This is a genomic window from Candidatus Trichorickettsia mobilis (genome assembly GCF_963422225.1).
Classification (GTDB): domain Bacteria; phylum Pseudomonadota; class Alphaproteobacteria; order Rickettsiales; family Rickettsiaceae; genus Trichorickettsia; species Trichorickettsia mobilis_B.
Window position 1 is genome coordinate 1,211,197 of the sequence record NZ_OY728607.1, and the last position, 22,919, is coordinate 1,234,115.

Genomic DNA, 22,919 nt, shown 5'->3' on the forward strand with positions numbered 1-22,919 from the left:
TATTCAATATTCTTAAGAATTAATGTTGCGTGTTAAATTTTTATAATCATTGTATTTTAATAAGTCAATCTGAGAGGAAAATTTTTTACAAGAACTATATTTATTTAACAAATGTTGTAAACCTATACCATGCTCTTCCAGTTCTAGAGAGGTTAGCTGTATTTCTGTAGTTTTAATATATGGTTTAGAACTGGCAATTTTTACATATATGATACGTGGTGCATTGAGTTTCGCAAAAGGTCTATTAGCTATATTAAAACCACCATCTAACGCTATTAAAGATTCTACTATCAATTGTGAAGATAATCCGGATAACACATCTCTCCTGGTTGGTACTACACCAGTTTTATAATCTATAATAGTCAGTTGACCTTGAGTATCAACTTCAATTCTATCAGCAATTGTGGTTATCTTTATTTTTTGCTTGCTAGTTTGTATAAACATCTCTCCAGCAATTTCAGCATAGATTTCTTTGAGGTCACTACGACGATTTAGATCAAATTCAATAAATTCTTCAGCAAATGCTGCAAATTTATTTCGCCAAATTAATTTGGTAGCCCTTGGTAAAATACTATCTGCTAATATATTAGCACTAATATCTAATATATAGGATAACGCATCCTGAGTTCTCAAACTATGATTATAAGTTTTTGTATATTGTTCGATAATCTTATGTATAAAACTACCAAATTCTGCCAGATTTGGACCATTAGCCAGGCTCTCCTGTTTCCTTAATCTTAGTATCTTTTTAGCATAAAAGCTATAAGGGCTACGAATTAATATTTCAATATCCGTAGCTGATAGCCTATCTGGAAAAAAATCGCTTGTAGCTAGAAGCGCATTTGACGGGTTATCAACGTCACTTACCGGCGTCCTCTCAACCACTTGTGCAAGAGTAACCCCATTCACAGTATTATCTACAGAAGTAGAATTTTGGAAGAGGTCTAATAGAATCTGTAGTCTTTTTATATAGCTGGAAGGTAAAAGTTCGCTTTTACCTTCCTGTTTCTTAAATCTAGTGATTACTACATGCGAATTATGTAACAACAAATAAAAATTATATAAAGATAATCCCCATCGTATTTGTTGTGAATATAATTTTAACTCATCCTGCATCTGCTTATTAAACCACGGATTACTGGTAGGTGAAGTCGGCCATTCTCCTTCACTAAAATTGGTTAGAATTACTAAATCAAATTTTAATAATGCAGCATCCTCAGGCCTACAAATTATCAAATTAGCATTATTATTATTCTCTGCAAAAGATCTTGCCCCCATTATTAAAGATCTCAAAATCTCTGGAAACTCTACCAAACTAGGCAAGACAAAATGCCAGTTCAAATTTATCAATTCAGAGAAGAATTCATAAATATCAAGTTTAGACCAAAGTTGTGGGTAAAGTTTTTCAGCAATAATAATAATTGATTGTAAAATATTACTAAAATTATAACTCTGTATATGCAGATCACTTTCCAACAAATGCTGTAAATTTTCATACCATTCTATTAATTTCTGATTTTTTGTAGCAGCAACCAATTCTTCCAGCTGTTGCCAATTTGAAATAAAACGATTTTTACTGGCTAATAATTGTTCAAATTGTACAACTGAGTGAGAATATATAAGAGGATTTTTTAAGAAAATAAGTAATTTTTTTAAATCAAAAATATTACATACTAATTCACTTAAGGAAAATATTAAATGAACCTCCTGAGTTTTACTCAAAGAAGAGCCAAATAAATCATCAAAAGTTAAAGCAGCTGCAAACAATCCATGACAATATAATTCTTTGGTTTTCTCATTATTAACAATGATAGCTATCTTTTTATTACTGACATGTTTTAAACAAATTAGACTTATTGCTTCAGCCTCATCAAAAATACTATCATACTCAAAATATTTTATATTATTTATATTATTTATATTAGCTTTATTAGCTTTATTAGCTTTATTAGATACTGATTCTATTAGACCTTGCTTACAAATCGCGTCAAAGAGAGGATTTGAAGGAGACACGGAACCTCGACCCGGAGCACACTTTAGGTTTGTTTCGAATTCGAGTACCGCACCAAAGTCCAAATCATCCGCAGAAGTAGGTTTGTGAGCAAGGTCTATTGTTGGCATTATTAATTTATCCAGCGTGCTTGCTACTGTAATATCACCTAAATGTTGAAAATCTGATAAATTCTTATTTAAGATAGTAAGTAATCTTTGTAAACAATATAATACATCTTCTCTAGGTTGCACAGAGAAGTTAATTTTTTGGTCATCAAAATTAACAATTGGCGGTAAAATTATATATCCTGTCGGCAATTCAGCTATTTGTTTTAAAAAATCCCATACTAAATTAGTATGACCAAATATACCGGCTACTATTATTACTGCTTGATCATTTCGTAAACGTTCCATTTCAACTTTGATGTTACTAATCTGATAATGTGCTTTATCAAGCTTTTTTAAATTAGCTATTTTTTGTTGCCATTGTTCATATGCATATTCTAAAAATTTATATATTGTTTGCCAATGTTCTGCTTGTTCAATAGTTGGTAAATTTTTTATACTTTCAATAGGAATATCATTGATGATCAATTCATAAAATAGCTGAGCTAATTTTGAACTAAAACTTAATGATGAGCTGATGTTAAGTTGTAATTCCTTATAATTAAAAATAATTTCTGCCAATATTATTTTTTCTTCTAGGTAAGTGGAAACACTAATGCTTTCCGTAGGAATAGTAAATATTTCTGCGCCTTCGGCGATGAGGTTATCTAAAGGGATAATATTCGGTAAGATACTGATTTTTTGTTTTTCTATTAGAATTTTTTGTAGATTTAAGCATGCACTGCCATTTGGCAAAACAACTTTTAACTGATTAATATTATTTGATGATTTAGCAATTATAAAATCAGCAATAACATGTAAAAATGAGTTATGCGGCGCAATTGTATATAGATTCATTAATACTATTCTTAAATGTTTGAGATAAAGATATAAAAATACTAATTAATTCTTAAAAAAATCTTAGCTTTAAATAAATTAATTCAAAAATTAAACTATACAACAAATATCCTTCTCATAACACAAAGCACTTATTCACTATCTACGTATACCAGGTCAACTTCAAAAATTGCTGTTGTCGTCATCAAATATCTGCGCTCCCTGAATCTGTGACTCCTCTAGTTCTTTTTGAAATTGACCTTCGCCTACCAACTCTTCAAATGCATGCAGTATATATTAGCAATAATCACGAGGGTGGTGTATAATGTTTACCTACCCATATTTCTCTTCTTACTTCTTTTTTAGAATTTATATCCTCTAAATTCAACCTACTAATTGCTAATAATTTTCTGGATTGTATCAATTTTGATATAGTGGCCACAGATAATATTTGAGGATCATTATCACTAAATTCTTTGATATTATTGAATTTATTTTCAAACTGTAAATCATTTTTTTTAAATATAGAATCTTGTTGTTGTAAATGATTTACATTCATCATATTCATGATAACCTCCAATTATTGCAAGGTACAAAGTATAACAAATTATTTTATTATACATTATATCATAGTAAAACAACCAACGATTATGTCAAATAAAATTTTGACGTTTTTACAATAAATTTATTCAATCTCTAACTTGTTTATATATTTTTTATGATCATAAAAGTTTTTCATGATAATTGCTGCTGTTTCTTCAATTGATCTTCGTGAAACATCGATAACTGGCCATCCTTTTTGCTGGCACATACGTTTTACCTGAGTACATTCTTCCTGAACTATTTTTAAATCAGTATAATCGGTTACTTCAGTAATTTGCAATAAATTCATTCTCGCTTCCCTAATTTCAATAAGTCTTGCTGGATTAATAACTAAACCAACTATTAATCTTTGATTCAATTGATATAAATATTCTGGGAATGGAGAATTATAGATATATGGTACGTTAGCAGTTTTAAAACCATTATAGGCTAAATAGACTGCCGTTGGCGTTTTCGATGTTCTTGAAGGACCTATTAATATTATGTCAGCTTCATTTAACCCAATAATATTTTGACCATCATCATGTCTAAGGGTGTAATCTATCGCATTAACTTTATCAAAATAACTTGCATCAAGCTTAGTACGATTTTGCATTGAAATATCTTCTGCTCCTATTCCTAACAGAGTTGATATTTCTTTTACGATCTTGCCAACAATCGAAATACATGGGATTCTTAGTTTATGACAAAATTTTTTTAAAATATCTCTTAATTCCGGATTAGAAATAGTATACAACACTATCCCTGGTTTTTGTTGAATTTTTCTTAATACTTCATTAAGCAATTCCTTATTCCTGACTAATGGCCAATTATACTCTTTTGCTTTTATGTCTGAAAATTGTGATATTGCTGATTTGGCTGCATATTTCACGGTTTGACCGGAAGATTCTGATATTAAATGAATTATTATTTTCTTCATTAATTTTCACATTTCTTTGTGGATAATTTTATTAAAAATAAATTATATTAAAGTTTGTTTTATTCAAAAAACCACTACATATAGTGGTAATTTACAGTATAAATACTATAAAATTAGTCTATTTTCTTATGTGAATAAAATTGTGTATAACTGTTAGCTTAGTAAAGCAGACAAGGCTTATCTACATATATTCAAGCCTTATACACTAATTTATCCACTGTATAAATTAATAATTAAATAATGTGAAAAATGCTTGAAATTACCGACAGCTACAACAATTCCTGATGTAAAAATATGTTGATAAAGCTGTTGATAAGTTTTAACCTCCCTTTTCCACTACCTATACTACAACAAAATTTTAACTATATAAATATTATATAATTGAGTAAGCAATGAATTCCATTATACAAAAACTTGTTACTGACAATCAAAATACTCCTATTTGGCTAATGCGCCAGGCCGGCAGATATTTACCGGAATATCTAAAAATCAGAAATACAGTTAATAGTTTTCTCGATCTTTGTTATGACCAAAACAAGGTAGTAGAAATAACATTACAACCAATAAAAAGATTTAACCTTTCAGCTGCAATTATTTTCTCCGATATTTTAATTTTACCGCATGCTTTGGGGTGGCAAGTAGAATTTGTAGAAAATATTGGACCAGTTTTAGCACAATTTAAATCAGCAACAGATCTTAAATATCTAGATAATAATGATGGTAAAAAATTGCAAATAGTATATGATGCAATTGCTAAAACTAAAGCAAATTTACCAAATAATATTCCATTAATAGGTTTTGCTGGAAGCCCATGGACAGTAGTAAGCTACCTGTTAGAAGGTAGGGGTCAAAGAGATTTTTTATCAAGTAAAAAATTTATTTATCAAAATCGAAAACTGGCTAAACAACTTACAAATTTAATTACCGAAAAAACCATTCAACATTTGGTAGAGCAGATAAAAGCTGGCGTTGATTTAATTCAACTATTTGATTCTTGGGCCGGAATCTTAAATGATACTGAGTATAATGAATTTGTTATCGAGCCAACAGTACAAATTGTAACAGCAATTAAAAACATATTTCCTGATATACCAGTAATAGGTTTTCCTAAAGGATCTGGTTTTTTATATGAGAAATATATTACTGATGTTGCTGTGGATGTAATTGGAGTAGATCAGTCGGTGCCAGTAAGTTGCATGAGAAAATGGCAGGATAAAATTATAGTACAAGGAAACCTTGACCCAGTAATATTGTTAACTACCAAAGAGCTCATAGCACAAAAGGCTGATGAAATTTTGTCGAATTTATCAAAAGGAAATTTTATATTTAATTTAGGACATGGAATTTTGCCGCAGACTAAGCTTGAAAATGTTGAATTTTTAGTTAATTATGTCAGAGAATACCGATATTAAAAAAATAGCGATAGTTTTATTCAATCTAGGCGGTCCAGATAGTTTAAATTCTGTACAATCTTTTCTATTCAATTTATTTTATGATCCAGCAATCATTAAACTGCCTAATCCATTACGCTTTTTAATTGCTAAATTAATTTCGTTTATTAGAGCTGAAAAAGCTAAAGCAATATATGCGTTAATCGGTAATAAATCGCCTATTTTAGCAGAAACAATTTTACAAAAAAAAGCATTAACCGATTTATTACAGCAAAAAATAACTACAAAGTTCGAGATTTTTATCTGTATGCGTCATTGGCATCCAAGAGCTCACACAGTAATAGATCAAATAAAACAATATCAGCCGCAGGAAATAATATTATTACCATTATATCCACAATTTTCTACTACCACCACTGGTTCTGCAATCAACGAATTTCGTAGTCTAATCGATAATAGTGAAATTAATAAAATTCCAATAAAAACGATTTGTTGCTACAGCAACGAAAGCGATTATATAAAAGCTCATCTTGTATTAATTAAGCAAGCAATAGCAGCAATAAAAGATGACGCAAAATTTCGCATATTATTTTCTGCTCATTCATTACCAGTAAAAATTATTAATGAAGGGGATCCATATCAATGGCAAATCGAGCAAACGGTAAAGCAGATAATAGCTGAGATAAATATTAAAGATCTTGATTATCAAATCAGCTATCAAAGTAAAGTTGGACCGGTAGAGTGGTTAAAGCCAACTACCGAAGGTGAGATTAAAAATGCGGGAATCGAAAATAAATCTTTAATTGTAGTACCAATAGCCTTTGTATCTGAACATGTAGAAACTTTGGTAGAACTTGATATAGAATATGGCAATATCGCAAATCTTTATCAAATACAGTATATTAGGGTAGCAACTTTGAGAATAAGCGAATTATTTATTAATAGTCTTGCGAATATTATTCAGAGATTTATAAATAATAATGCAAATGATATTTGTTCTAGCAGTAGTTTAACAAGAATATGCCCAGACAAATTCATAAAATGCCCATGTAATGTTCAAACTTAAATTAATAGGAAATAATTAATGGATAATTATTATTCATGGTTCAAAGTATTACATATTTTTGCAGTAATTTCATGGATGGTAGGTTTATTATATTTACCAAGAATCTACGCATATCACACTAGAGTATCTAGAGATTCTGAGGCAGACAAAATTTTTCAGCTAATGGAATATCGTTTGTTAAAAATCATTATGAACCCGGCAATGATCATGACTTTTATTTTTGGTTTAATCAATGCTCATATATACGGTTTTGTTGCTTTAGGTGTGTGGTTTCATATAAAAATAACAGCAGTATTAGGGCTTGCTTGTATTCATGGATTATTGGCAAAATGGAGAAAAGATTTTGCCAACGGCACAAACAAACATTCAGAAAAATTTTATCGTATCATTAACGAAGTACCAGCAATATTAATGTTGGTCGCTATTATCATGGTGATCATAAAACCATTTGAGTAGAGAGTGTTCAATAAATCATACGCGTCAAGTTGGATAGGTTGACAATACAAACTGTGTCTTACTCACTCACACCGTCATTGCGAGCGCAAGCGAAGCAATCCAGTTAATTTCACTAGATTGCTTCGCTTGCGCTTGCAATGACGGATACAGTGGTCATCCCAGACACATAAGTCACTTCGAATACCTAACATCATCTCAAACATAGTATAAAGTTGAAAGGGTTGTAACGCGAATTTATGAAGTCCTGATGAAATCCCGAAACAAGTTCGGGATGACATTGTGTGTCGTTCAAAAATGACGGTTGGAACTGGCTTCTGTGATTAATAAAATATTTTAATTGCAACTGAGTTTATTTAATATTTTTACGTCAAAGCACTTAGTGCATATTTCTTAAATGATATACTACCAGACTCATTTAAGATAGTATGTTTTGTGCAACGTAGAAATCTTTACATAGAAAAACACTATAATCCAGCCTATCATAAAGCCTTTATAGCCTATTTACGATACGGCACAGCAATCACAGTACCATATTATGTAATTAAGGCGGCGTCACCAGAACATTACATATGGCGTACTCAAGAAGATAATAAAGTCCGATTAACGCACGCTGCTAATAATGGCAAAGTTTTTGCTTGGGATGAACCACCTGCTACGGGTCATCCAGGACAAGAACGTAACTGTCGATGTTGGGCTGAACCGGTAATGGTAATCATTGAAGATTTGAGTAAAGTCGAAGCATTGATAAAAATGACCGATAGTAAAACATGGCCAGAACCGCCTATTAATGGTATATTAACAGAAGGTTTAGCTTCAAAAATAAAGCCTCGTAATAGAAAAGAAAAAAGCTTATATGATCAATATGGAGGCGAGTGGCGCCCGCATATAGACAGACGACACAATACTCATTGGGATTATAAAGCTTCTGGAAGATGTTCTGAGTGGTTAAACATTCCGATAAATAATTTACCAATTTTAAAAGAAGGATGGCAATATGTTAAAAATGAAATGTTTTCCAGAGTTCAAAGGAGCAACTATGCTAGTAATAGCTGGAGGTGATGAAGATTATGCGCATGCTAGTAAAATTTTAACTAAAAAATTAGCTAATAAAGAAGCTATATTCTTAAACAACCATGAATTTGTTATCTACTACCCTACTCCATTAATTACAGAGGATATACAAGACTTGCCTCTAACTAAAGAAGAATGTGAGGGATTACTTGCTATTTTTGAGCGCTATGGCTCAAGAGGTGGTGGTGCATGCCATAACTACTTTGATATAGAAGTACTGCCAGAAATAGAAATATTAATCTCGTACTTGGAGTATAATGATAAGCTATTTACTAATGATTGGTGATATCACAAATTTAATGGAACTAATTGAATATTCTTCTGTAATCTATTTTTAAAGTTATAATAAATAATATAAGTATCTATGTCTGCTGTACGTGAATATTATAGATATACTCCAACCCAAAAAAACAGCAATATGTTGAAGATGAAATGTCTTACAGAGTTTAAAGGAGCAACCATGCTAGTAATAGCTGGAGATGATAAAGGTTATGCGTATGCCAGTAAAATTTTAACTAAAAAATTAGCTGACAAAGAAACTATATTCTTAAATGATCCTGAGTTTGTCATTTATTACCATAGCCCTCTAATTACAAAAGATATACAAAACTTGCCTATAACAAAAGAAGAGAGTGAGGGATTACTTGCTATTTTTGAGGATTTTAGTACAAGACATGGTGGTGCATGTCATGATTATTTTGATATAGAAGTACTTCCGGAAATAGAACTACTAATTTCATACTTAGAGTATAATGATAAAATATTTACTGATGATGATTGATTATTTAAATGAATTTAAATTGACCTATTTAATAAAAGATGGTGTAATAATATGACTATAATTAGCACACAAATACCAGAAAAACTATATTCTTCCTTATCTCAGGTTGCAAAACAACTGGATCGATCAAAATCCTACCTTATCAGAGAAGCACTTGAAACTTATTTACAGGTAATGCAAGAAGATATAGAAGCTTACAATGGAAGCAAGAAGCAAAAAATTAAAGCAAGATATAGTAAAATAACGAGAGTTGCCAATTAAAATTGCCAGAGACTCTTGTTCCAGCGTCATTGCGAGGAGTAGCCTTTAGGTTACGACGAAGCAATCCAGAAAGATTAACACAGTAAAAGCTGTATCACTGTTATGATTTTTTCTGGATTGCTTCGTCATGTGCTTACGCACATTCCTCGCAATGACGGGCTTTTGGAGTGTTTTTTAGCCACTTCAAATTCGTGGGGATATATCAGCTCGCAATGACAGCTGGACGCCCTATGGTGTTTAATAAAATATTTTAATTGGCAACTTGCGTTAAAATAGAGCCAAATTAATAAACAAAATTATGACTATACTTAATATAATAACGGCACCAGACTCGATTTTAAAAGAAAAATCCGTTGCTGTAGAGCTGGTAGATGACAAAGTCAGAAAATTAATGGATGATATGTTAGTAACAATGTATCACGACCATGGTGTTGGTCTTTCTGCAGTACAGGTTGGGATATTGCAAAGAATTTTGGTAATTGATTTGCAGGATGACAATGATCAGGGTGAAAGAGACCAAGATTTTTTTCCACTTTTTATGGCTAATCCTGAAATTATTGAGCAATCTGCAGAATTAGTGCTAGCAACAGAAGGATGCCTATCTTTGCCTGAACAAAGAATTGAAGTAGTAAGACCGGATAGTATCAAGACTAAATTTCTGGATTATAATAACAAATCACAAGAAATTACGGTTAATGGTTGGTTGGCCAGAGCAATTCAACATGAGATAGATCACTTAAATGGTAGGTTATTAGTGGATTACTTGAGTAATATAAGGCGAGATGTAGCTTTACGCAAACTTAAGAAATTAAAGAAGAATTGTTTGTGAAAGTAATTTTTATGGGTACGCCGGAGTTTGCGGTACCAGCATTGAGTGAACTCATTAATTCGAAAACAAATCAAGTAGTGGCAGTCTTTACTGCTGCACCAAAGCCTCAAAATCGTGGGTTAAAGCAAATTTATTCGCCGGTGCATAGATTAGCAGAAAATCATCATATAGCTGTTTATACTCCAAATAGTTTAAAAAAAATTGAAGTAATTGAACTAATAACATCTATAGAAGCAGACATTATAGTGGTAGCCGCTTACGGATTTTTAATACCTAAAGAGATTTTATATGCTAAAAAATATGGATCTATTAACATTCATCCTTCTGCTTTACCAAAATATCGTGGAGCTGCTCCTTTGCAGCGAACTATAATAAACGGTGAACAAGAAACCGCAGTTTGTATAATGCAGATGGATGAAGGATTGGATACTGGTGATATAATTTTACAGGAAAAACTAGTGCTTGATCCAAGGATAACTTTTCCGGAGTTACATGATCAATGTGCTGCTATTGGCGCTAGGCTGCTGATTAAAACTCTAGCGGAATATACAACTTTAGCTAAAATTCCTCAAGATAACAGTCAAATTATTTATGCTCATAAGTTAAAGAAAGAAGAAAGCAGGATTAATTGGCAAGAAGAAGCAGCTAAAATAGATTGCAAAATTCGTGGTATGAACCCATGGCCTGGAGTATATTTTGAATATAAAGAAAAGATTATTAAAATCCTGGAAGCTGATTTTGACGATCAGCAACATGATTTTATGCCAGGAACAGTAGTTAATAATGATTTAAAAATTGCTTGTGGTCAGGGGTTCTTGATAATAAAAAAATTACAGCAAGCTGGTAAAAAAGTACTGATGGTCAAAGATTTTTTACGGGGAGAGCAAATTCTAGCAGGGACAAAGTTGATAAAAGATGAACAATAGACCTCTTACGAAACTCGTACCTTCGGTGCAAGTGCTAGAAGCATTTGGTGCTTCGACCCCCAGCGTACATAAAGTTTGTTCGGATTCGAGCCTAGGCGCGACGACGCAATTGTCCACAGGAGTAGAGTTTCAACAGAGGTCTATTGCAATTAACGGGCTTGGCCGTATTGGTAGATTAGTATTTAGATCAGCAATCGCTAGAGGCGATCATCAAATTGTTGCTCTAAATACCCCTAGCGATATCTCAACAATCTGCCACTTAATAAATTATGATTCCATCCATGGTAGATCAGATATAATTGCCAAAGCGGGGGATAGACATTTAATTATTCAAGATCAACAAATTCCAGTTTTTCATCACAAGAACCCAGCAGATATTCCATGGAAAGATTTTGACGTTGATATAGTACTTGAATGTTCTGGTAAGTTTACGAAAAAGGATCAAGCTGCTCTCCATCTAGCTAGTGGAGCTAAGAAAGTAATAATTTCTGCTCCAGCTTTTGATGCTGATAAAACTATTATTATCGGTATAAATCATCAGGATATAACAAAAAATGACGAAATTATTTCTATAGGCTCATGCACTACTAATGCTTTAGCACCAGTGGCTAAAGTTTTACATGATCATTTTAATATAGAAGCTGGATATGCTACTACTATTCATGCTTATACTGGTGATCAGAACATAGTTGATGCTAGTCATAAGGATTTACAGCGTGCACGAGCAGCACTGACTTCAATGATCCCAACAAAGACCGGAGCCGCCACCACCATTGGATTAGTGTTACCTTCCTTAAAAGGAAAACTTGATGGCTCTGCGGTGAGAGTGCCGGTGGCTAATGTTTCTTTAATTGACTTTACTTTTACTGCTAGTAAAAAATTGGAAATATCCTCTATAAATGAGGCAATGATTAATGCTAGTAATGGTTATTTAAAAGGAATATTAGGGATAGCTGCGGCTAATTTAGTTTCCGTCGATTTTAATCATACTAGTTATAGTTCAATTTTTGATCCTTTTGAAACAAAAATAGTTACTCCATATTTTGCTCGAGTATTAAGTTGGTATGATAATGAATGGGCGTTTGCTCAAAGAATGCTGGATTGTTGTGATATTTTAAAAAGATTCCTATAATAAATATGCTAAAGCAATTACATGATTTAGAGATAAAAAATAAAAGAGTACTTTTAAGGTTAGACCTTAATTTACCAATCAAAGATGGTAAATTAGCAGATGATACTAGGATCATTAGGTCAATTCCTACTATTAACTACTTAGTGAATGCTGGAGCAAAGATCGTAATAATTTCTCATTTTGGTAGGCCACATGAATTTGAGCAACAATTTTCACTTGAACAAATAGCTGGACAACTTAAGCAGTACTATAACCAACCAGTAAAATTTTTCAGAGAATGCATCGGTAGTAAAGCACTAGCAGCAGTTGATAGTTTGGCCGTAGGTGAAATTATGGTATTAGAAAATTTACGTTTTCATCCTGAAGAAGAAAAATGCGATGAGGCTTTTACAAAAGAATTAGCTGTTCTTGGCGATATATATATTAATGATGCATTTTCCTGTTCGCATAGAGCACACTCATCTATTGTAGGATTACCGAAATTATTGCCTGCAGCTGCGGGTCTCGGATTATTGCAAGAATTAAAAAACATTGACGTAATTTTACAAACTCCATCTTCGATAACTGCTATTATAGGAGGTGCTAAAGTTTCAACAAAAATTCCATTATTAAATAATTTGATCAAAAAGATTGATAATTTAATAATTGTTGGGAAAATGGCCAATACATTTTTAGCAGCTTCAGGACATAAAATTGGCAAATCCTCTAATGAACCCGACTATTTTCAGGAAGCAAAGAATATTTTAAATACAGCGAAATCTTTAGGAAAAAATATCTTACTGCCAATTGATGTAGTGGTTGCCAGCAAGCTTGCGGATGAGCAATATAGTAATTGTAAAATAGTTTATCACGACCAAATCGATGAAGATGAGGTAATGCTCGATATAGGTACTGAAACTACAGAAAAAATATCTGATCTTATTAAAAAGAGCCATATGTTAGTTTGGAATGGTCCCGTTGGGTTATTTGAAAATCCATATTTTAATTGTAGCACAAATTATATCGCAAGACTAATCTGGCAACAAACCAAGTATCATAATTTAAGTAGTATAATAGCAGGTGGGGATACTGTTGCTGCTATTAGAGCAACAGGATTAGCACCAGAAGGTTTTAGTTATATATCAACTGGTGGTGGCGCATTCCTGGAATATTTAGAAGGTAAGGAACTTCCCGGCCTCTCTGTTTTATCTTTAGTCAATTGATTAGAACTTGGTGCGTTGTTGAACGTCCTCGCTTAGGTGCACTCTACTCGCTAAAATTACTTTTATGAATAGATCGTACACAACGTAAAATGCCAATTTTAAGTTATTCTTACAATAGAACATAGGGACAAAAAATTGAAACAATGTCTATGAATCTCACAATTACCTCTTATATCTACTGATCTGACAGGTTCTTAGAAAAAGTCATCATTTCTTCCTTACACGAGCTGATTTCTGGATCAGCTCGTGATAACGCCTTGTATGTGGTATACTAACGTTCAAACTTCAAAACTCGTGAACACTCACAAACTAAGGTTATATAGGAAGATTTTTTAGTCTTTAAGTAAAATCTGCATGCGTTGTTTCATTTGCACCACTAAGATTGGAGGTTATATCTTGGTAAAAAAGAGATAAAAGACAATCATTAGCTAAAGCAATATGCTCTTTCACATATTGATTAAATTCTACCTCTTCTATTTGATCCTTAAATAATTTAAAAGTAGAATTTAGTGGTTCACCCTCATCGTCAGATAAATCATGATCCATTTTATTTTTATTACGCTGATTAGGCGGATTTGATATTGCGCTAGTTTTCACTATTTGCTTTACTCTCTCTATTACATTAACATCAATATTTGGGAGTGTTTTATTTTCGACATATTTTAGCAACGTATCAACATATCCACTATCTTTTTTAGTCAATATAGCCATTTCCATGTTAAGGATCTTATTAATAATTGCACTAGAATTATCATTAATTTTATTTATAATACCAGGAATTTTATTGAGCAAATTTGGGGTAAGATTCCAACCATTTTCAAATAATACACCATGTTTGCCACGATGTGCTACATGACCTTCTTCTAGAACAAATTCACATAATGCACAGCATAATTTTGATATGCCGGTATATTCATCTACGGCAAGTTTTTTCGTAATTTTATATTCTAGCAGATTAATTTCAGCATGTAGTTCTTGTGGATTTTCTAAAAGATCTACAATAATCTTACCAACATTCTGTTCATTAAAAGCTGCTAGTAATTTTTTTGCATCTTGTACTGGTCTAATAAATTTATCAAGAGCTTCTCCAATTATACCGTGAGATTGCATATCCACAATAAATTCAGCGTACTTCTCATTATTTAGTTGGTGCGTTGAATAATATTCTTTAAACTTTTTAAAGCTTACTACGCATTTTTGTATATTCTCACCTGGTACAGTAAGTACATTTTGTTCAAAAGCTTTGATTTGTTGTAATAAATTGCGATCTGAGTGAACAATATGGTAAATATTACTATCTTGTAATGTTGTATTAATTGCAGATAATATTTCATTCAGAAATAGCTGATGATTATAATCTAATGTTGAGTTGAATGACATTATAAACTTATTTGCACTCTCGGAATGAGCAATTGCTGCACATGTGTCAATATTAAGTACTCGTGCTAATGTATCTAATATTCGTTCACTGTTATAGTCATGCCGCTTATGTTGATCTTCTCTTTGATCAATATGCTCTAATTGAGTTATAGCAATCATTGTATTCTTAAGATTCAACATGTCTATTTTTTGCTGCTGATTTAATTCTTGTGGAGCAATTTCTATAAATTTGAAATAGTTCGAGTTAAGTTTCTTTGGTGCTGGTACTTTTTGCTTTGCTTTCATAGCGCTATTATATTAATTAATTTATATTAACCTTATAGCAATAATCGTGCCAAATAATTGACAATTTCCCAATAAAATTATTGATGAGCTATTAATTAAGTTAACTATTATGTTTATATGTTGATTTTATATTTAGATACGAGTAGTATTAGAATGAGTCATGATCAATTAAGTTTAGGAGCAATAGTATGAAATATACTAATATTGATGATTATCAAGGTTTTAAAGATGTAGCTAACACCGGGGGAGAAGAAGTTTTTGTTGAGAATTTAGCTAGTAAATATGGTTTGCAGGCTAAAAAAGATGTCTACTCACTGTTAATGCAAAATGCGATATTAAAAAATGAAATAGAATGGGTGCAGAACATATTGGTATATAAACCAGACCTAACTATATTAAATATATTTAATAATAACTCACTTACTTATGCTCTGGATCAAGGTAACGATGGTATTTTAAAATTATTCGAACAATATTATCAAAACAACCATCTGCAACAAGAAATTGATAGTAATATTGTTGGAATAATAACAAAATATATTTTACCAGATACTAGTTTAGGTATTGCGAAGGCGCTAGATTATTTAAGCATTTTTTATTCAGGAGTTACTGAGCAATTCTCGGACTTGTTGGAATATAATGTTGAAGTTACAGGGGCTGGAGTGGAGGTAGAATAGAATATTTAACCACCCTATCATAATGTTCCAATTAAAATTATCAGAAGCTCCCGTTTCTACGTCTGAGCTGAGGGGAGCGCAGCTCAGACGACTGGAACTGGCTTCTGTGGTGTTAATAAAATATTTTAATTAGCAACTCGTGTTAAATAATAATATAAGAGAAGAATATAGCTATTCTCTATTGGCCAGAATAAAATTATTCAAGTTATAGCGCCGCCAGTTGGAGTGGCTTGGTGCAACTTGATTATTTAAACTGGCCAAAGCTCTACGACCGAGTAAATAAGTATAGCATAAAAAGTAAGCACACCGCCATTCCTTGCAGCGCTACTCTCAAAAACATCAGTTTAGTCCTTAGTTTATTATTTAAATTGCCGCCTATAGCCATTAAAACTACTCCTGCAACTAAAACTAACATTGTTAAACAAATTAATATTAAAACAACAATCATCTAAACACCCTTCACCTATCTTTATTATTGACAATCAAAGATAATTTGAGTAGAAATGGTAGTTCATTTAAAATGAAAATACAAGTAGTGTTATGAAACGTACATTCCAACCAAGTAATTTAGTAAGAAAAAGAAGACACGGTTTTAGAGCGCGTATGGCCACTGTCGGTGGTAGAGAGATATTAAGAAGACGCAGAGCTAAAGGCCGAACAAAATTATCGGCTTAACTTGGCTATCTCTTCTTTAAAAAACCAAGCTGCTTTTGATAAAATAAATCAGAAAGGCCAGCGGCTACATTCTCCTTACTGTACTATAGTAATATTAGAAAATGTTTCTGCATCTCTTCCTAAATATACTGACCATATTTCCTTAGGAATGAAAGTAAGTAAAAAACTAGGTAATGCAGTAATACGTAACAAAATAAAACGGCGTATTAGACATTTAATAAGAATTATTCCGTGCTATAATTCTTTAAATATCAATCTTGCTCTCATTTTTATTCCTAAGAAAAATTTTGACAAAGTAGAATTTGCTACACTAGTTAATACAGTGTCACATATGTTAAACACCAAATCGTCATTGCGAGACCGTTAAGTCAGAAACAATTTAGCCGCTAGCGTCAGTTATTTTGAATATTAAAATTTCCGCGCAAGAGCCTAGCTATATTGTTGACAATTATCGCATTATAGTCGATAATCTATACCGCAGGCACTGTGCTGCTGATAGTGCCTGCAACGAAACATTGACCTCTTGGAAGATAGAGTGGTGGTTTATTGGCGCCTACCTCTCCATAATTTTTCTTATTCTTTGCCCCTCAACATTTCAACTAAAATCTTTTGAAGAAAAAAGTCTATATTGAGGCTTAAGTTAAGTAGAAAAAGAGTTAAAATTAATTTTGTTCACAGACCTAGTATGAAAAAAACAATTTTATTTTTAAGCATCGAATTATTGCTTAGCACCTCAGTGCTTGCAGATAAAAAGTGCTTTTTAGTTACAGAAAATAACAAAATCATGCAGCAAGAAGGTGATTGTAAATCTCGCCATTCGCCTTGCTCGACGTTCAAAATTGCTATTAGTCTGATAGGATTTGATTCTGCAATCCTGGTTGATGAAGAAAATCCAACTTGGGAGTTTAAGGAAGGCTATGTTGATTACCGTGACAACTGGAAACAGCCTCATAATCCTCGTCTTTGGATGCAACATAGTTGCGTTTGGTACTCGCAAGTTTTAACGCAAAAACTTGGTATGGATCAATTTAGAAATTACATCGCAAAATTTAATTATGGTAATCAAGATATTTCTGGAGATAAAGGTAAGGACAATGGCCTTACCAATTCATGGCTTTCCAGCTCTTTGGAGATTTCACCAGAAGAGCAAGTGCAATTTTTGCAACAGCTGGTTGACAATAAATTACCAGTAAGCCTTAAATCTCATTCCATGACAAAAAATATCTTATTTATAGAGAATTTACCAGATGGCTGGAAGCTTTATGGAAAAACTGGTAGCGGTTCTCGGCTTAATCAAGATAGAACGCAGAAGTTAGATTATAAAATTGGCTGGTTTGTTGGATGGATACAAAAAGATGAGCGCACTATTATCTTTGCTCATTATATTGAAGATAAAGACAAACAAGACAGCTATGCAGACCCACGAGCTAAAGCAGCTGCAAAAGAAAAATTGCTGGAATTGATAAAGAACTTCTCTGAGAAGGTAGAAAAGTAGAGTTTGTGAGCGAGGTCTATTGCTGTAATACAATATGCTTTTCTAATACATCTTTAGTCATTCTATCGGGCTGGCCAAAGATGTCTGGGTTTTTAAATTCGAATAATTCCTCAGCAAAAGTTGATACTTTATACATTTGATCAAATTTTAAAGTAATTATATTATCATCTTCAAATATCTCAATTTTCTGCAATTGCCGAGTATCTTTGTTAAAGGTAATATTGCTGTAACGATCAGAAATTACATGATAAAGTTTCACAGTTAATGTGTGACCTTGTTCAGTCACTGATGACACTTGAAAATGCTGCTCAAAATCTGTATCATCGGTCAGTAAAAAATTAAAAATATTATCCTTGGGCTTAATACGGCTCGCAGTTTCCATGTCATAATCATAAACTGAAACATAGTTTTTATTGCCTATTATCAATATTGGAAATGGTGGATAATAATTGCAACGAAACTTATAAGGTTTGCTAATTAGTAATTTTCCTTTGCTACTAACGCCATTCGAATCGGTTTGATCAAAATCAACTGCTATTGATTTTAGTGTCTGTAAGTAAGACTTGAATTGATTGATTGTGGATTGTTCTTTGCTGCCGGCATAAGCTATACCAAAATACCAAAAAATCAGCTGAAATAAAACTAGTTTAGGCATTGATTATATTTTTTGTTTTACATACTAGCGGCAGAAAATTATAATTTCAATCGACTTCTTTTCAAATAGACCTCATAATTTGTCGTTAGATAAAGCTTTGTAAAATAATATATAGACCTCTTGCATAACCTAGAAATGGTTGGAGAATTTTTGTTCGATGCGCAGACGAGGATCGCATGAGAGCCGGAGTCAAATTTTGATGACAAAATTATAAACCAGAAGTTACGCAAGAGGTCTAATATGAAAATTGTAGCATTAAAAGAACGCGCTAAGTTAGAAGCGCGTACAGCTATCACGCCTGAAGTAGCGAAATTATACATCAAGAAAGGGCATGTAATTTTAGTAGAGAAAGATATTGGAGACAGAGCTGGTTTTGCTGATCAATTATATATTGATGCCGGAGCTCAAATATCAGCAGTAGCGCTTGAGATTTTAGCTGATGCCGATATTATTCTCAAAGTACAACCGTCACCACTATCAGCTGAAATTAACGAAATAGATTACGCAAGATCTGGAGCAATCATTTTAGGAATGTTATCACCTCACGCTAACTTTGATTATTTGAAAAAAATGACCGCTAAAGGGGCGTGTGGAATTGCCATGGAATTAGTGCCGCGTATTACCAGGGCTCAGAATATGGATGTACTATCTTCGCAAAGCAATCTTGCTGGTTATAGAGCAGTATTAGAAGCGGCGTATAATTTTGATCGAATATTTCCGATGATGATGACCGCGGCAGGTACTATATCGCCGGCAAAGGTTTTGATTTTAGGAGTTGGTGTTGCTGGCCTACAAGCTATAGCAACAGCAAAGAGGCTAGGCGCTGCGGTATTTGCTTATGACGTTAGAAGCATAACTCGTGAGCAGGTAGAAAGCTTAGGCGCCAAATTTATAGCTCCGGAGATTGTGGTCTCTGATATGGAAGATAAATCTGGTTATGCCAAAGAAAGGTCAGAAGCAGATAAAGTCGGTCAGGAACAATTTTTAGCTAGCGTCATTAGAAATTACGATATTATTATTACTACTGCCCAAATACCAGGAAAACCAGCGCCACGTCTTATTACCTCAGAGATGCTTGATTTGATAAAACCAGGGTCAGTTATTGTCGATATGGCGACTGCCAGCGGAGGCAATGTTGAGGGATCGAAGCTGGATGAGGTCATGATTCGTAAAGGAGTAAAAATTATCGGTTGGTCTAATTTGGCTGGCAAAATTGCAGCTGACAGCTCAAAATTATATGCTAAAAATCTTTATAATTTTCTTGAACATGCAATAAAAGATGGAAAATTTGATTTTGATGATGAAATAGTAAAGCAAATGTTGGTGCGGGGTTAGTTACAATCTCGAACACCGAGGTCATCCCGAACTTGTTTTATAACTGTCCGAAGTTGGATTAAAAACACCGGTGTCATCCCTGCATAAGCAGGGATCCAGCTTTTTTACTTAGCTGAGGAGCAAAATGTAGTGGATTGTCTGGATTCCTGCTTAGCTGGGAATGACTTCGTGTGTTCAGGATGACATCGAGATGCATAATGTTTGTTATTTCGTACAGTTATAAATTTATTGCATGGGAACTGCATTATATAACACAATGCTTTTAAAATATTTTTTAAAAATACTTTTAGTCACTTAACTGGAGTAAAACCCACAATGACCCAATTGCCTATAGCTGTAAAACAAGCTTCATCTATTGCTGAGCAAGCGCAAAATCTATCTGATACATTAAAAGATATTGCGTTACAAGGTAGTGAGAAAATCAACGTCGGAGTTGATCCATTTATTTTTGCGATTACAATATTCATATTAGCGTGTTTTGTTGGTTATTATGTAGTTTGGAAAGTAACCCCGGCATTACATACTCCTTTAATGTCAATTACTAATGCTATTTCAGGTATTATCATTATCGGTGGAATGATTGCTGCCAGTCCAGAGGGTTTTAGTTTGTCCAGTGTGTGCGGGTATTTTGCAGCTTTTTTGGCAGCAATAAATATTTTTGGCGGCTTTATTGTTACTGAAAGAATGCTTGGAATGTTTAAGAAGAAATAATTTTTGAAATAGATGGAATAATATGTCGTTACAATTCATTCAATTATCATATTTAGCAGCAGCGATCTGCTTTATCCTAGCACTTAAAGGTTTGTCTTCGCCTAAAGCTGCTCGTAAAGGTAGTATGATCGGCATCATCGGGATGGCAGTTTCTTTGTTAGTCACTTTTTATTTACCGAATTTTATCCACAAGGTTCCTTTGCTTGTGATAATTGTAGCTGGTGGTGTAATCGGAGGATATATGGCTAAAAAGATTGCCATGACTGCAATGCCACAATTAGTTGCTGGATTTCATTCTTTGGTAGGATTGGCAGCAGTATTGGTTGCTTATGCTGCAATGCTCTCTCCTGAAAATTTCGGAGTAGGCATTAGTGGTGAAGTGGCAGCAGCTGCGTTAATAGAAATGTCACTAGGAGCAGCAATTGGCGCGGTAACGTTTAGTGGTTCGATAGTAGCATTTGCAAAATTACAGGGTTTGATGGCATCCGCGCCAATGAAATTTAAAGGACAACATTATGTTTGTATGATCCTTGCTCTAATATTGCTGATATTAATAATGTTTTTCGTAAAAACAGAGAGTGTTTTATACTTCAATTTATTGGTGTTCTTGTCGCTGTTGCTTGGAGTATTATTGATTATACCGGTTGGTGGAGCTGATATGCCGGTTGTGGTCTCAATGTTAAATTCCTATTCTGGCTTTGCTGCAGCAGGTATTGGTTTTACTCTGGGTAATAGTTTATTAATTATCACTGGAGCTCTGGTTGGCAGTAGTGGTGCTATACTTAGCTATATAATGTGCAAGGCGATGAATCGTTCGTTGATTAAAGTGATTTTTGGAGCATTTTTACAAGCGCAAGGAAATAGTAATGTCACGCAAGAGCATGATAAAGTAGCAAAAAGCAGCAGTCCTGAAGATGCTGCTTATATGCTGCAAAACGCAAATTCAGTAATAATCGTTCCTGGTTATGGAATGGCTGTTGCGCAGTCTCAACATGCAATTAAAGAGATGGTTGATATATTGGAGCGCCGGAATATAGAAGTGAGATTCGCAATACATCCGGTAGCTGGGAGAATGCCTGGTCATATGAATGTTTTGCTTGCTGAAGCAAATATTGATTATGAAAAAGTTTTAGAGCTTGAAGAGATAAATCGTGATTTTATTAATACTGATATAGTGTTAGTGATCGGAGCAAATGATGTTACTAATCCAGCAGCCAAGAATGATCCTAATAGTCCAATTTACGGTATGCCAATACTGGATGTAGAAAAAGCAAAAACTATTTTGTTTATTAAAAGATCAATGGCTGCTGGTTATGCAGGTATAGAAAATGAATTATTTTATCACGATAATACGTTAATGTTATTTGGTGATGCCAAGAAGGTGGTAGAAGAGATTGTCAAGCAACTACACGAAGATTAGAGGTCTATTGACTTTTGTCTGGAAACTGATTATCGTTACTTAAAGTTTTAAATATTCAAAGTTAAAGTTATGCATCAAAATTCTAAAGTACCAATATTACCAAAAGCAACTGCTATATGGCTTGTTGAGCATACAACTCTTACTTTTAAGCAGATAGCTGATTTTTGTGGAGTCCATGAACTTGAAGTAAAAGGCATAGCTGATGGAGATGTAGCTGGAGGAATTATGGGAGTTGATCCGGTATCTGTCAGCAATCAATTAACTAGAGCGGAAATCGAGCGTTGTAGCAAAGACCCAAATGCGAGATTGCAGATCTCTTCGAGCGTAGCGTATGAGTTGGTAACCAAAAAGAAAAAACAATCCAAATATACTCCAATAGCCAGACGACAAGATAAACCGGATGCTATTTACTGGCTATTAAAAAACTGTTCAGATATTCAAGATAATCAGATTATAAAATTACTTGGTACTACTAAATCTACTATTGCGGCTATTCGTGATCGTAGCCACTGGAATATCAAAAATATTCGGCCACGCGATCCAGTATTATTAGGCATCTGTAGTCAGATAGAGCTAGATCGCCTCATGGAACAAATTAAAGTTATTTCGCCAAAACCAGGCTCTAAATTATAAAATCGCACAACTATTTAGTGTAGTTCAGTTGAATTAACATAATATCATCAAGGTCATCCCGAACTTGTTTCGGGATACAGCT

Annotated in this window: 24 protein-coding genes; 19 read left to right on the top strand and 5 right to left on the bottom strand. The window is 33.2% G+C overall.

The genetic code is table 11. From position 1 onward, the window contains the following. Positions 1-12: 12 nt before the first annotated feature. The 3 genes from R2I74_RS05710 to R2I74_RS05720 all read right to left on the bottom strand — a co-directional run bounded on the left by R2I74_RS05710 (position 13) and on the right by R2I74_RS05720 (position 4,456). Complete coding sequence (locus tag R2I74_RS05710) at positions 13-2,955, bottom strand: PD-(D/E)XK nuclease family protein (RefSeq protein ID WP_316354460.1); 2,943 nt, start codon at positions 2,953-2,955, stop codon at positions 13-15. 286 nt (positions 2,956-3,241) lie between these two features. Next, on the bottom strand, positions 3,242-3,496 hold the full coding sequence (locus R2I74_RS05715; RefSeq protein WP_316354462.1) for a hypothetical protein: 255 nt from the start codon (positions 3,494-3,496) through the stop codon (positions 3,242-3,244). Between the two features lie 123 nt (positions 3,497-3,619). Next, a complete protein-coding gene (locus R2I74_RS05720; protein WP_316354464.1) occupies positions 3,620-4,456 on the bottom strand; it encodes a pyruvate, water dikinase regulatory protein in 837 nt (278 codons plus the stop codon). A gap of 392 nt (positions 4,457-4,848) precedes the next feature. On the opposite strand from R2I74_RS05720, the gene hemE reads away from it, so the two are divergent. The 11 genes from hemE (at position 4,849) to R2I74_RS05775 (ending at position 13,571) form a co-directional block, all read left to right on the top strand. Further along, complete coding sequence (gene hemE, locus R2I74_RS05725) at positions 4,849-5,868, top strand: uroporphyrinogen decarboxylase (protein WP_316354466.1); 1,020 nt, start codon at positions 4,849-4,851, stop codon at positions 5,866-5,868. Further along, complete coding sequence (hemH, locus tag R2I74_RS05730; protein ID WP_316354468.1) at positions 5,846-6,913, top strand: ferrochelatase; 1,068 nt, start codon at positions 5,846-5,848, stop codon at positions 6,911-6,913. The genes hemE and hemH overlap by 23 nt, the downstream gene beginning before the upstream one ends. Positions 6,914-6,931: 18 nt before the next feature. Continuing rightward, positions 6,932-7,369, top strand: coding sequence for a protoporphyrinogen oxidase HemJ (gene hemJ / locus R2I74_RS05735; RefSeq protein WP_316354471.1), 438 nt, complete (start codon positions 6,932-6,934; stop codon positions 7,367-7,369). A gap of 432 nt (positions 7,370-7,801) precedes the next feature. Continuing rightward, positions 7,802-8,428 carry a phage minor head protein gene (locus tag R2I74_RS05740; RefSeq protein WP_316354472.1) on the top strand — a complete coding sequence of 209 codons (627 nt, stop codon included), beginning with the start codon at positions 7,802-7,804 and terminating at the stop codon, positions 8,426-8,428. Further along, a complete protein-coding gene (locus R2I74_RS05745; RefSeq protein WP_316354474.1) occupies positions 8,406-8,726 on the top strand; it encodes a hypothetical protein in 321 nt (106 codons plus the stop codon). Before R2I74_RS05740 ends, R2I74_RS05745 begins: the two co-directional genes overlap by 23 nt. A 78-nt stretch (positions 8,727-8,804) precedes the next feature. Continuing rightward, positions 8,805-9,221 carry a hypothetical protein gene (locus R2I74_RS05750; RefSeq protein WP_316354475.1) on the top strand — a complete coding sequence of 139 codons (417 nt, stop codon included), beginning with the start codon at positions 8,805-8,807 and terminating at the stop codon, positions 9,219-9,221. 51 nt (positions 9,222-9,272) lie between these two features. After that, positions 9,273-9,482, top strand: coding sequence for a ribbon-helix-helix protein, CopG family (locus R2I74_RS05755; protein WP_316354477.1), 210 nt, complete (start codon positions 9,273-9,275; stop codon positions 9,480-9,482). Positions 9,483-9,780: 298 nt separating this feature from the next. Beyond that, entirely contained in the window at positions 9,781-10,311 is a 531-nt protein-coding gene (gene def / locus R2I74_RS05760; RefSeq protein ID WP_316354479.1) for a peptide deformylase, read from the top strand. Next, complete coding sequence (gene fmt, locus R2I74_RS05765) at positions 10,308-11,237, top strand: methionyl-tRNA formyltransferase (RefSeq protein ID WP_316354481.1); 930 nt, start codon at positions 10,308-10,310, stop codon at positions 11,235-11,237. The genes def and fmt overlap by 4 nt, the downstream gene beginning before the upstream one ends. Further along, positions 11,227-12,369, top strand: coding sequence for a type I glyceraldehyde-3-phosphate dehydrogenase (gap, locus tag R2I74_RS05770; RefSeq protein ID WP_316354483.1), 1,143 nt, complete (start codon positions 11,227-11,229; stop codon positions 12,367-12,369). Before fmt ends, gap begins: the two co-directional genes overlap by 11 nt. A 5-nt stretch (positions 12,370-12,374) precedes the next feature. Then, positions 12,375-13,571: a phosphoglycerate kinase gene (locus tag R2I74_RS05775; protein WP_316354485.1), complete on the top strand. Its 1,197-nt coding sequence runs from the start codon at positions 12,375-12,377 to the stop codon at positions 13,569-13,571. 339 nt (positions 13,572-13,910) lie between these two features. On the opposite strand, the gene R2I74_RS05780 is transcribed toward R2I74_RS05775, so the two are convergent. Further along, a complete protein-coding gene (locus R2I74_RS05780) occupies positions 13,911-15,236 on the bottom strand; it encodes a nucleic acid/nucleotide deaminase domain-containing protein (protein ID WP_316354487.1) in 1,326 nt (441 codons plus the stop codon). 188 nt (positions 15,237-15,424) lie between these two features. On the opposite strand from R2I74_RS05780, the gene R2I74_RS05785 reads away from it, so the two are divergent. From R2I74_RS05785 to blaOXA, 4 genes are all read left to right on the top strand, one after another. Beyond that, positions 15,425-15,913: a hypothetical protein gene (locus tag R2I74_RS05785; protein WP_316354489.1), complete on the top strand. Its 489-nt coding sequence runs from the start codon at positions 15,425-15,427 to the stop codon at positions 15,911-15,913. Positions 15,914-16,453: 540 nt separating this feature from the next. Further along, positions 16,454-16,588, top strand: a complete 135-nt coding sequence (rpmH, locus tag R2I74_RS05790) for a 50S ribosomal protein L34 (RefSeq protein WP_316354491.1) — start codon at positions 16,454-16,456, stop codon at positions 16,586-16,588. A 1-nt stretch (position 16,589) separates the two neighbouring features. Beyond that, entirely contained in the window at positions 16,590-16,955 is a 366-nt protein-coding gene (rnpA, locus tag R2I74_RS05795; RefSeq protein WP_316354493.1) for a ribonuclease P protein component, read from the top strand. A gap of 318 nt (positions 16,956-17,273) precedes the next feature. Continuing rightward, positions 17,274-18,083, top strand: a complete 810-nt coding sequence (blaOXA, locus tag R2I74_RS05800; RefSeq protein WP_316354495.1) for a class D beta-lactamase — start codon at positions 17,274-17,276, stop codon at positions 18,081-18,083. 16 nt (positions 18,084-18,099) lie between these two features. Here the strand turns inward: blaOXA and R2I74_RS05805 are convergent, their stop codons facing one another. Further along, positions 18,100-18,738: an outer-membrane lipoprotein carrier protein LolA gene (locus tag R2I74_RS05805; protein ID WP_316354497.1), complete on the bottom strand. Its 639-nt coding sequence runs from the start codon at positions 18,736-18,738 to the stop codon at positions 18,100-18,102. 240 nt (positions 18,739-18,978) lie between these two features. Here R2I74_RS05805 and R2I74_RS05810 point away from each other — a divergent pair, with 240 nt between their 5' ends. From R2I74_RS05810 to R2I74_RS05825, 4 genes are all read left to right on the top strand, one after another. Then, positions 18,979-20,073, top strand: a complete 1,095-nt coding sequence (locus R2I74_RS05810; protein WP_316354499.1) for an NAD(P) transhydrogenase subunit alpha — start codon at positions 18,979-18,981, stop codon at positions 20,071-20,073. Positions 20,074-20,388: 315 nt separating this feature from the next. Next, positions 20,389-20,784: an NAD(P) transhydrogenase subunit alpha part 2 gene (locus R2I74_RS05815; protein WP_316354501.1), complete on the top strand. Its 396-nt coding sequence runs from the start codon at positions 20,389-20,391 to the stop codon at positions 20,782-20,784. A gap of 22 nt (positions 20,785-20,806) precedes the next feature. Further along, positions 20,807-22,204, top strand: coding sequence for an NAD(P)(+) transhydrogenase (Re/Si-specific) subunit beta (locus tag R2I74_RS05820; RefSeq protein ID WP_316354503.1), 1,398 nt, complete (start codon positions 20,807-20,809; stop codon positions 22,202-22,204). A 69-nt stretch (positions 22,205-22,273) separates the two neighbouring features. Continuing rightward, positions 22,274-22,837, top strand: coding sequence for a cell cycle transcriptional regulator TrcR (locus tag R2I74_RS05825; RefSeq protein ID WP_316354504.1), 564 nt, complete (start codon positions 22,274-22,276; stop codon positions 22,835-22,837). Positions 22,838-22,919: the final 82 nt, after the last annotated feature.

What these genes read in the sequence shown, in the direction of transcription:
- def (WP_316354479.1), top strand. Translation starts at nt 9,781, where the DNA reads ATGACTATACTTAATATAATAACGGCACCAGACTCGATTTTAAAAGAA.
- hemJ (WP_316354471.1), top strand. Translation starts at nt 6,932, where the DNA reads ATGGATAATTATTATTCATGGTTCAAAGTATTACATATTTTTGCAGTA.
- R2I74_RS05755 (WP_316354477.1), top strand. Translation starts at nt 9,273, where the DNA reads ATGACTATAATTAGCACACAAATACCAGAAAAACTATATTCTTCCTTA.
- R2I74_RS05805 (WP_316354497.1), bottom strand. Translation starts at nt 18,738, where the DNA reads ATGCCTAAACTAGTTTTATTTCAGCTGATTTTTTGGTATTTTGGTATA.
- R2I74_RS05750 (WP_316354475.1), top strand. Translation starts at nt 8,805, where the DNA reads ATGTCTGCTGTACGTGAATATTATAGATATACTCCAACCCAAAAAAAC.
- R2I74_RS05820 (WP_316354503.1), top strand. Translation starts at nt 20,807, where the DNA reads ATGTCGTTACAATTCATTCAATTATCATATTTAGCAGCAGCGATCTGC.
- rpmH (WP_316354491.1), top strand. Translation starts at nt 16,454, where the DNA reads ATGAAACGTACATTCCAACCAAGTAATTTAGTAAGAAAAAGAAGACAC.
- R2I74_RS05815 (WP_316354501.1), top strand. Translation starts at nt 20,389, where the DNA reads ATGACCCAATTGCCTATAGCTGTAAAACAAGCTTCATCTATTGCTGAG.
- hemE (WP_316354466.1), top strand. Translation starts at nt 4,849, where the DNA reads ATGAATTCCATTATACAAAAACTTGTTACTGACAATCAAAATACTCCT.
- R2I74_RS05715 (WP_316354462.1), bottom strand. Translation starts at nt 3,496, where the DNA reads ATGATGAATGTAAATCATTTACAACAACAAGATTCTATATTTAAAAAA.
- hemH (WP_316354468.1), top strand. Translation starts at nt 5,846, where the DNA reads ATGTCAGAGAATACCGATATTAAAAAAATAGCGATAGTTTTATTCAAT.
- gap (WP_316354483.1), top strand. Translation starts at nt 11,227, where the DNA reads ATGAACAATAGACCTCTTACGAAACTCGTACCTTCGGTGCAAGTGCTA.
- blaOXA (WP_316354495.1), top strand. Translation starts at nt 17,274, where the DNA reads ATGAAAAAAACAATTTTATTTTTAAGCATCGAATTATTGCTTAGCACC.
- R2I74_RS05745 (WP_316354474.1), top strand. Translation starts at nt 8,406, where the DNA reads ATGCTAGTAATAGCTGGAGGTGATGAAGATTATGCGCATGCTAGTAAA.
- R2I74_RS05785 (WP_316354489.1), top strand. Translation starts at nt 15,425, where the DNA reads ATGAAATATACTAATATTGATGATTATCAAGGTTTTAAAGATGTAGCT.
- R2I74_RS05780 (WP_316354487.1), bottom strand. Translation starts at nt 15,236, where the DNA reads ATGAAAGCAAAGCAAAAAGTACCAGCACCAAAGAAACTTAACTCGAAC.
- R2I74_RS05825 (WP_316354504.1), top strand. Translation starts at nt 22,274, where the DNA reads ATGCATCAAAATTCTAAAGTACCAATATTACCAAAAGCAACTGCTATA.
- R2I74_RS05720 (WP_316354464.1), bottom strand. Translation starts at nt 4,456, where the DNA reads ATGAAGAAAATAATAATTCATTTAATATCAGAATCTTCCGGTCAAACC.
- R2I74_RS05710 (WP_316354460.1), bottom strand. Translation starts at nt 2,955, where the DNA reads ATGAATCTATATACAATTGCGCCGCATAACTCATTTTTACATGTTATT.
- R2I74_RS05810 (WP_316354499.1), top strand. Translation starts at nt 18,979, where the DNA reads ATGAAAATTGTAGCATTAAAAGAACGCGCTAAGTTAGAAGCGCGTACA.
- R2I74_RS05775 (WP_316354485.1), top strand. Translation starts at nt 12,375, where the DNA reads ATGCTAAAGCAATTACATGATTTAGAGATAAAAAATAAAAGAGTACTT.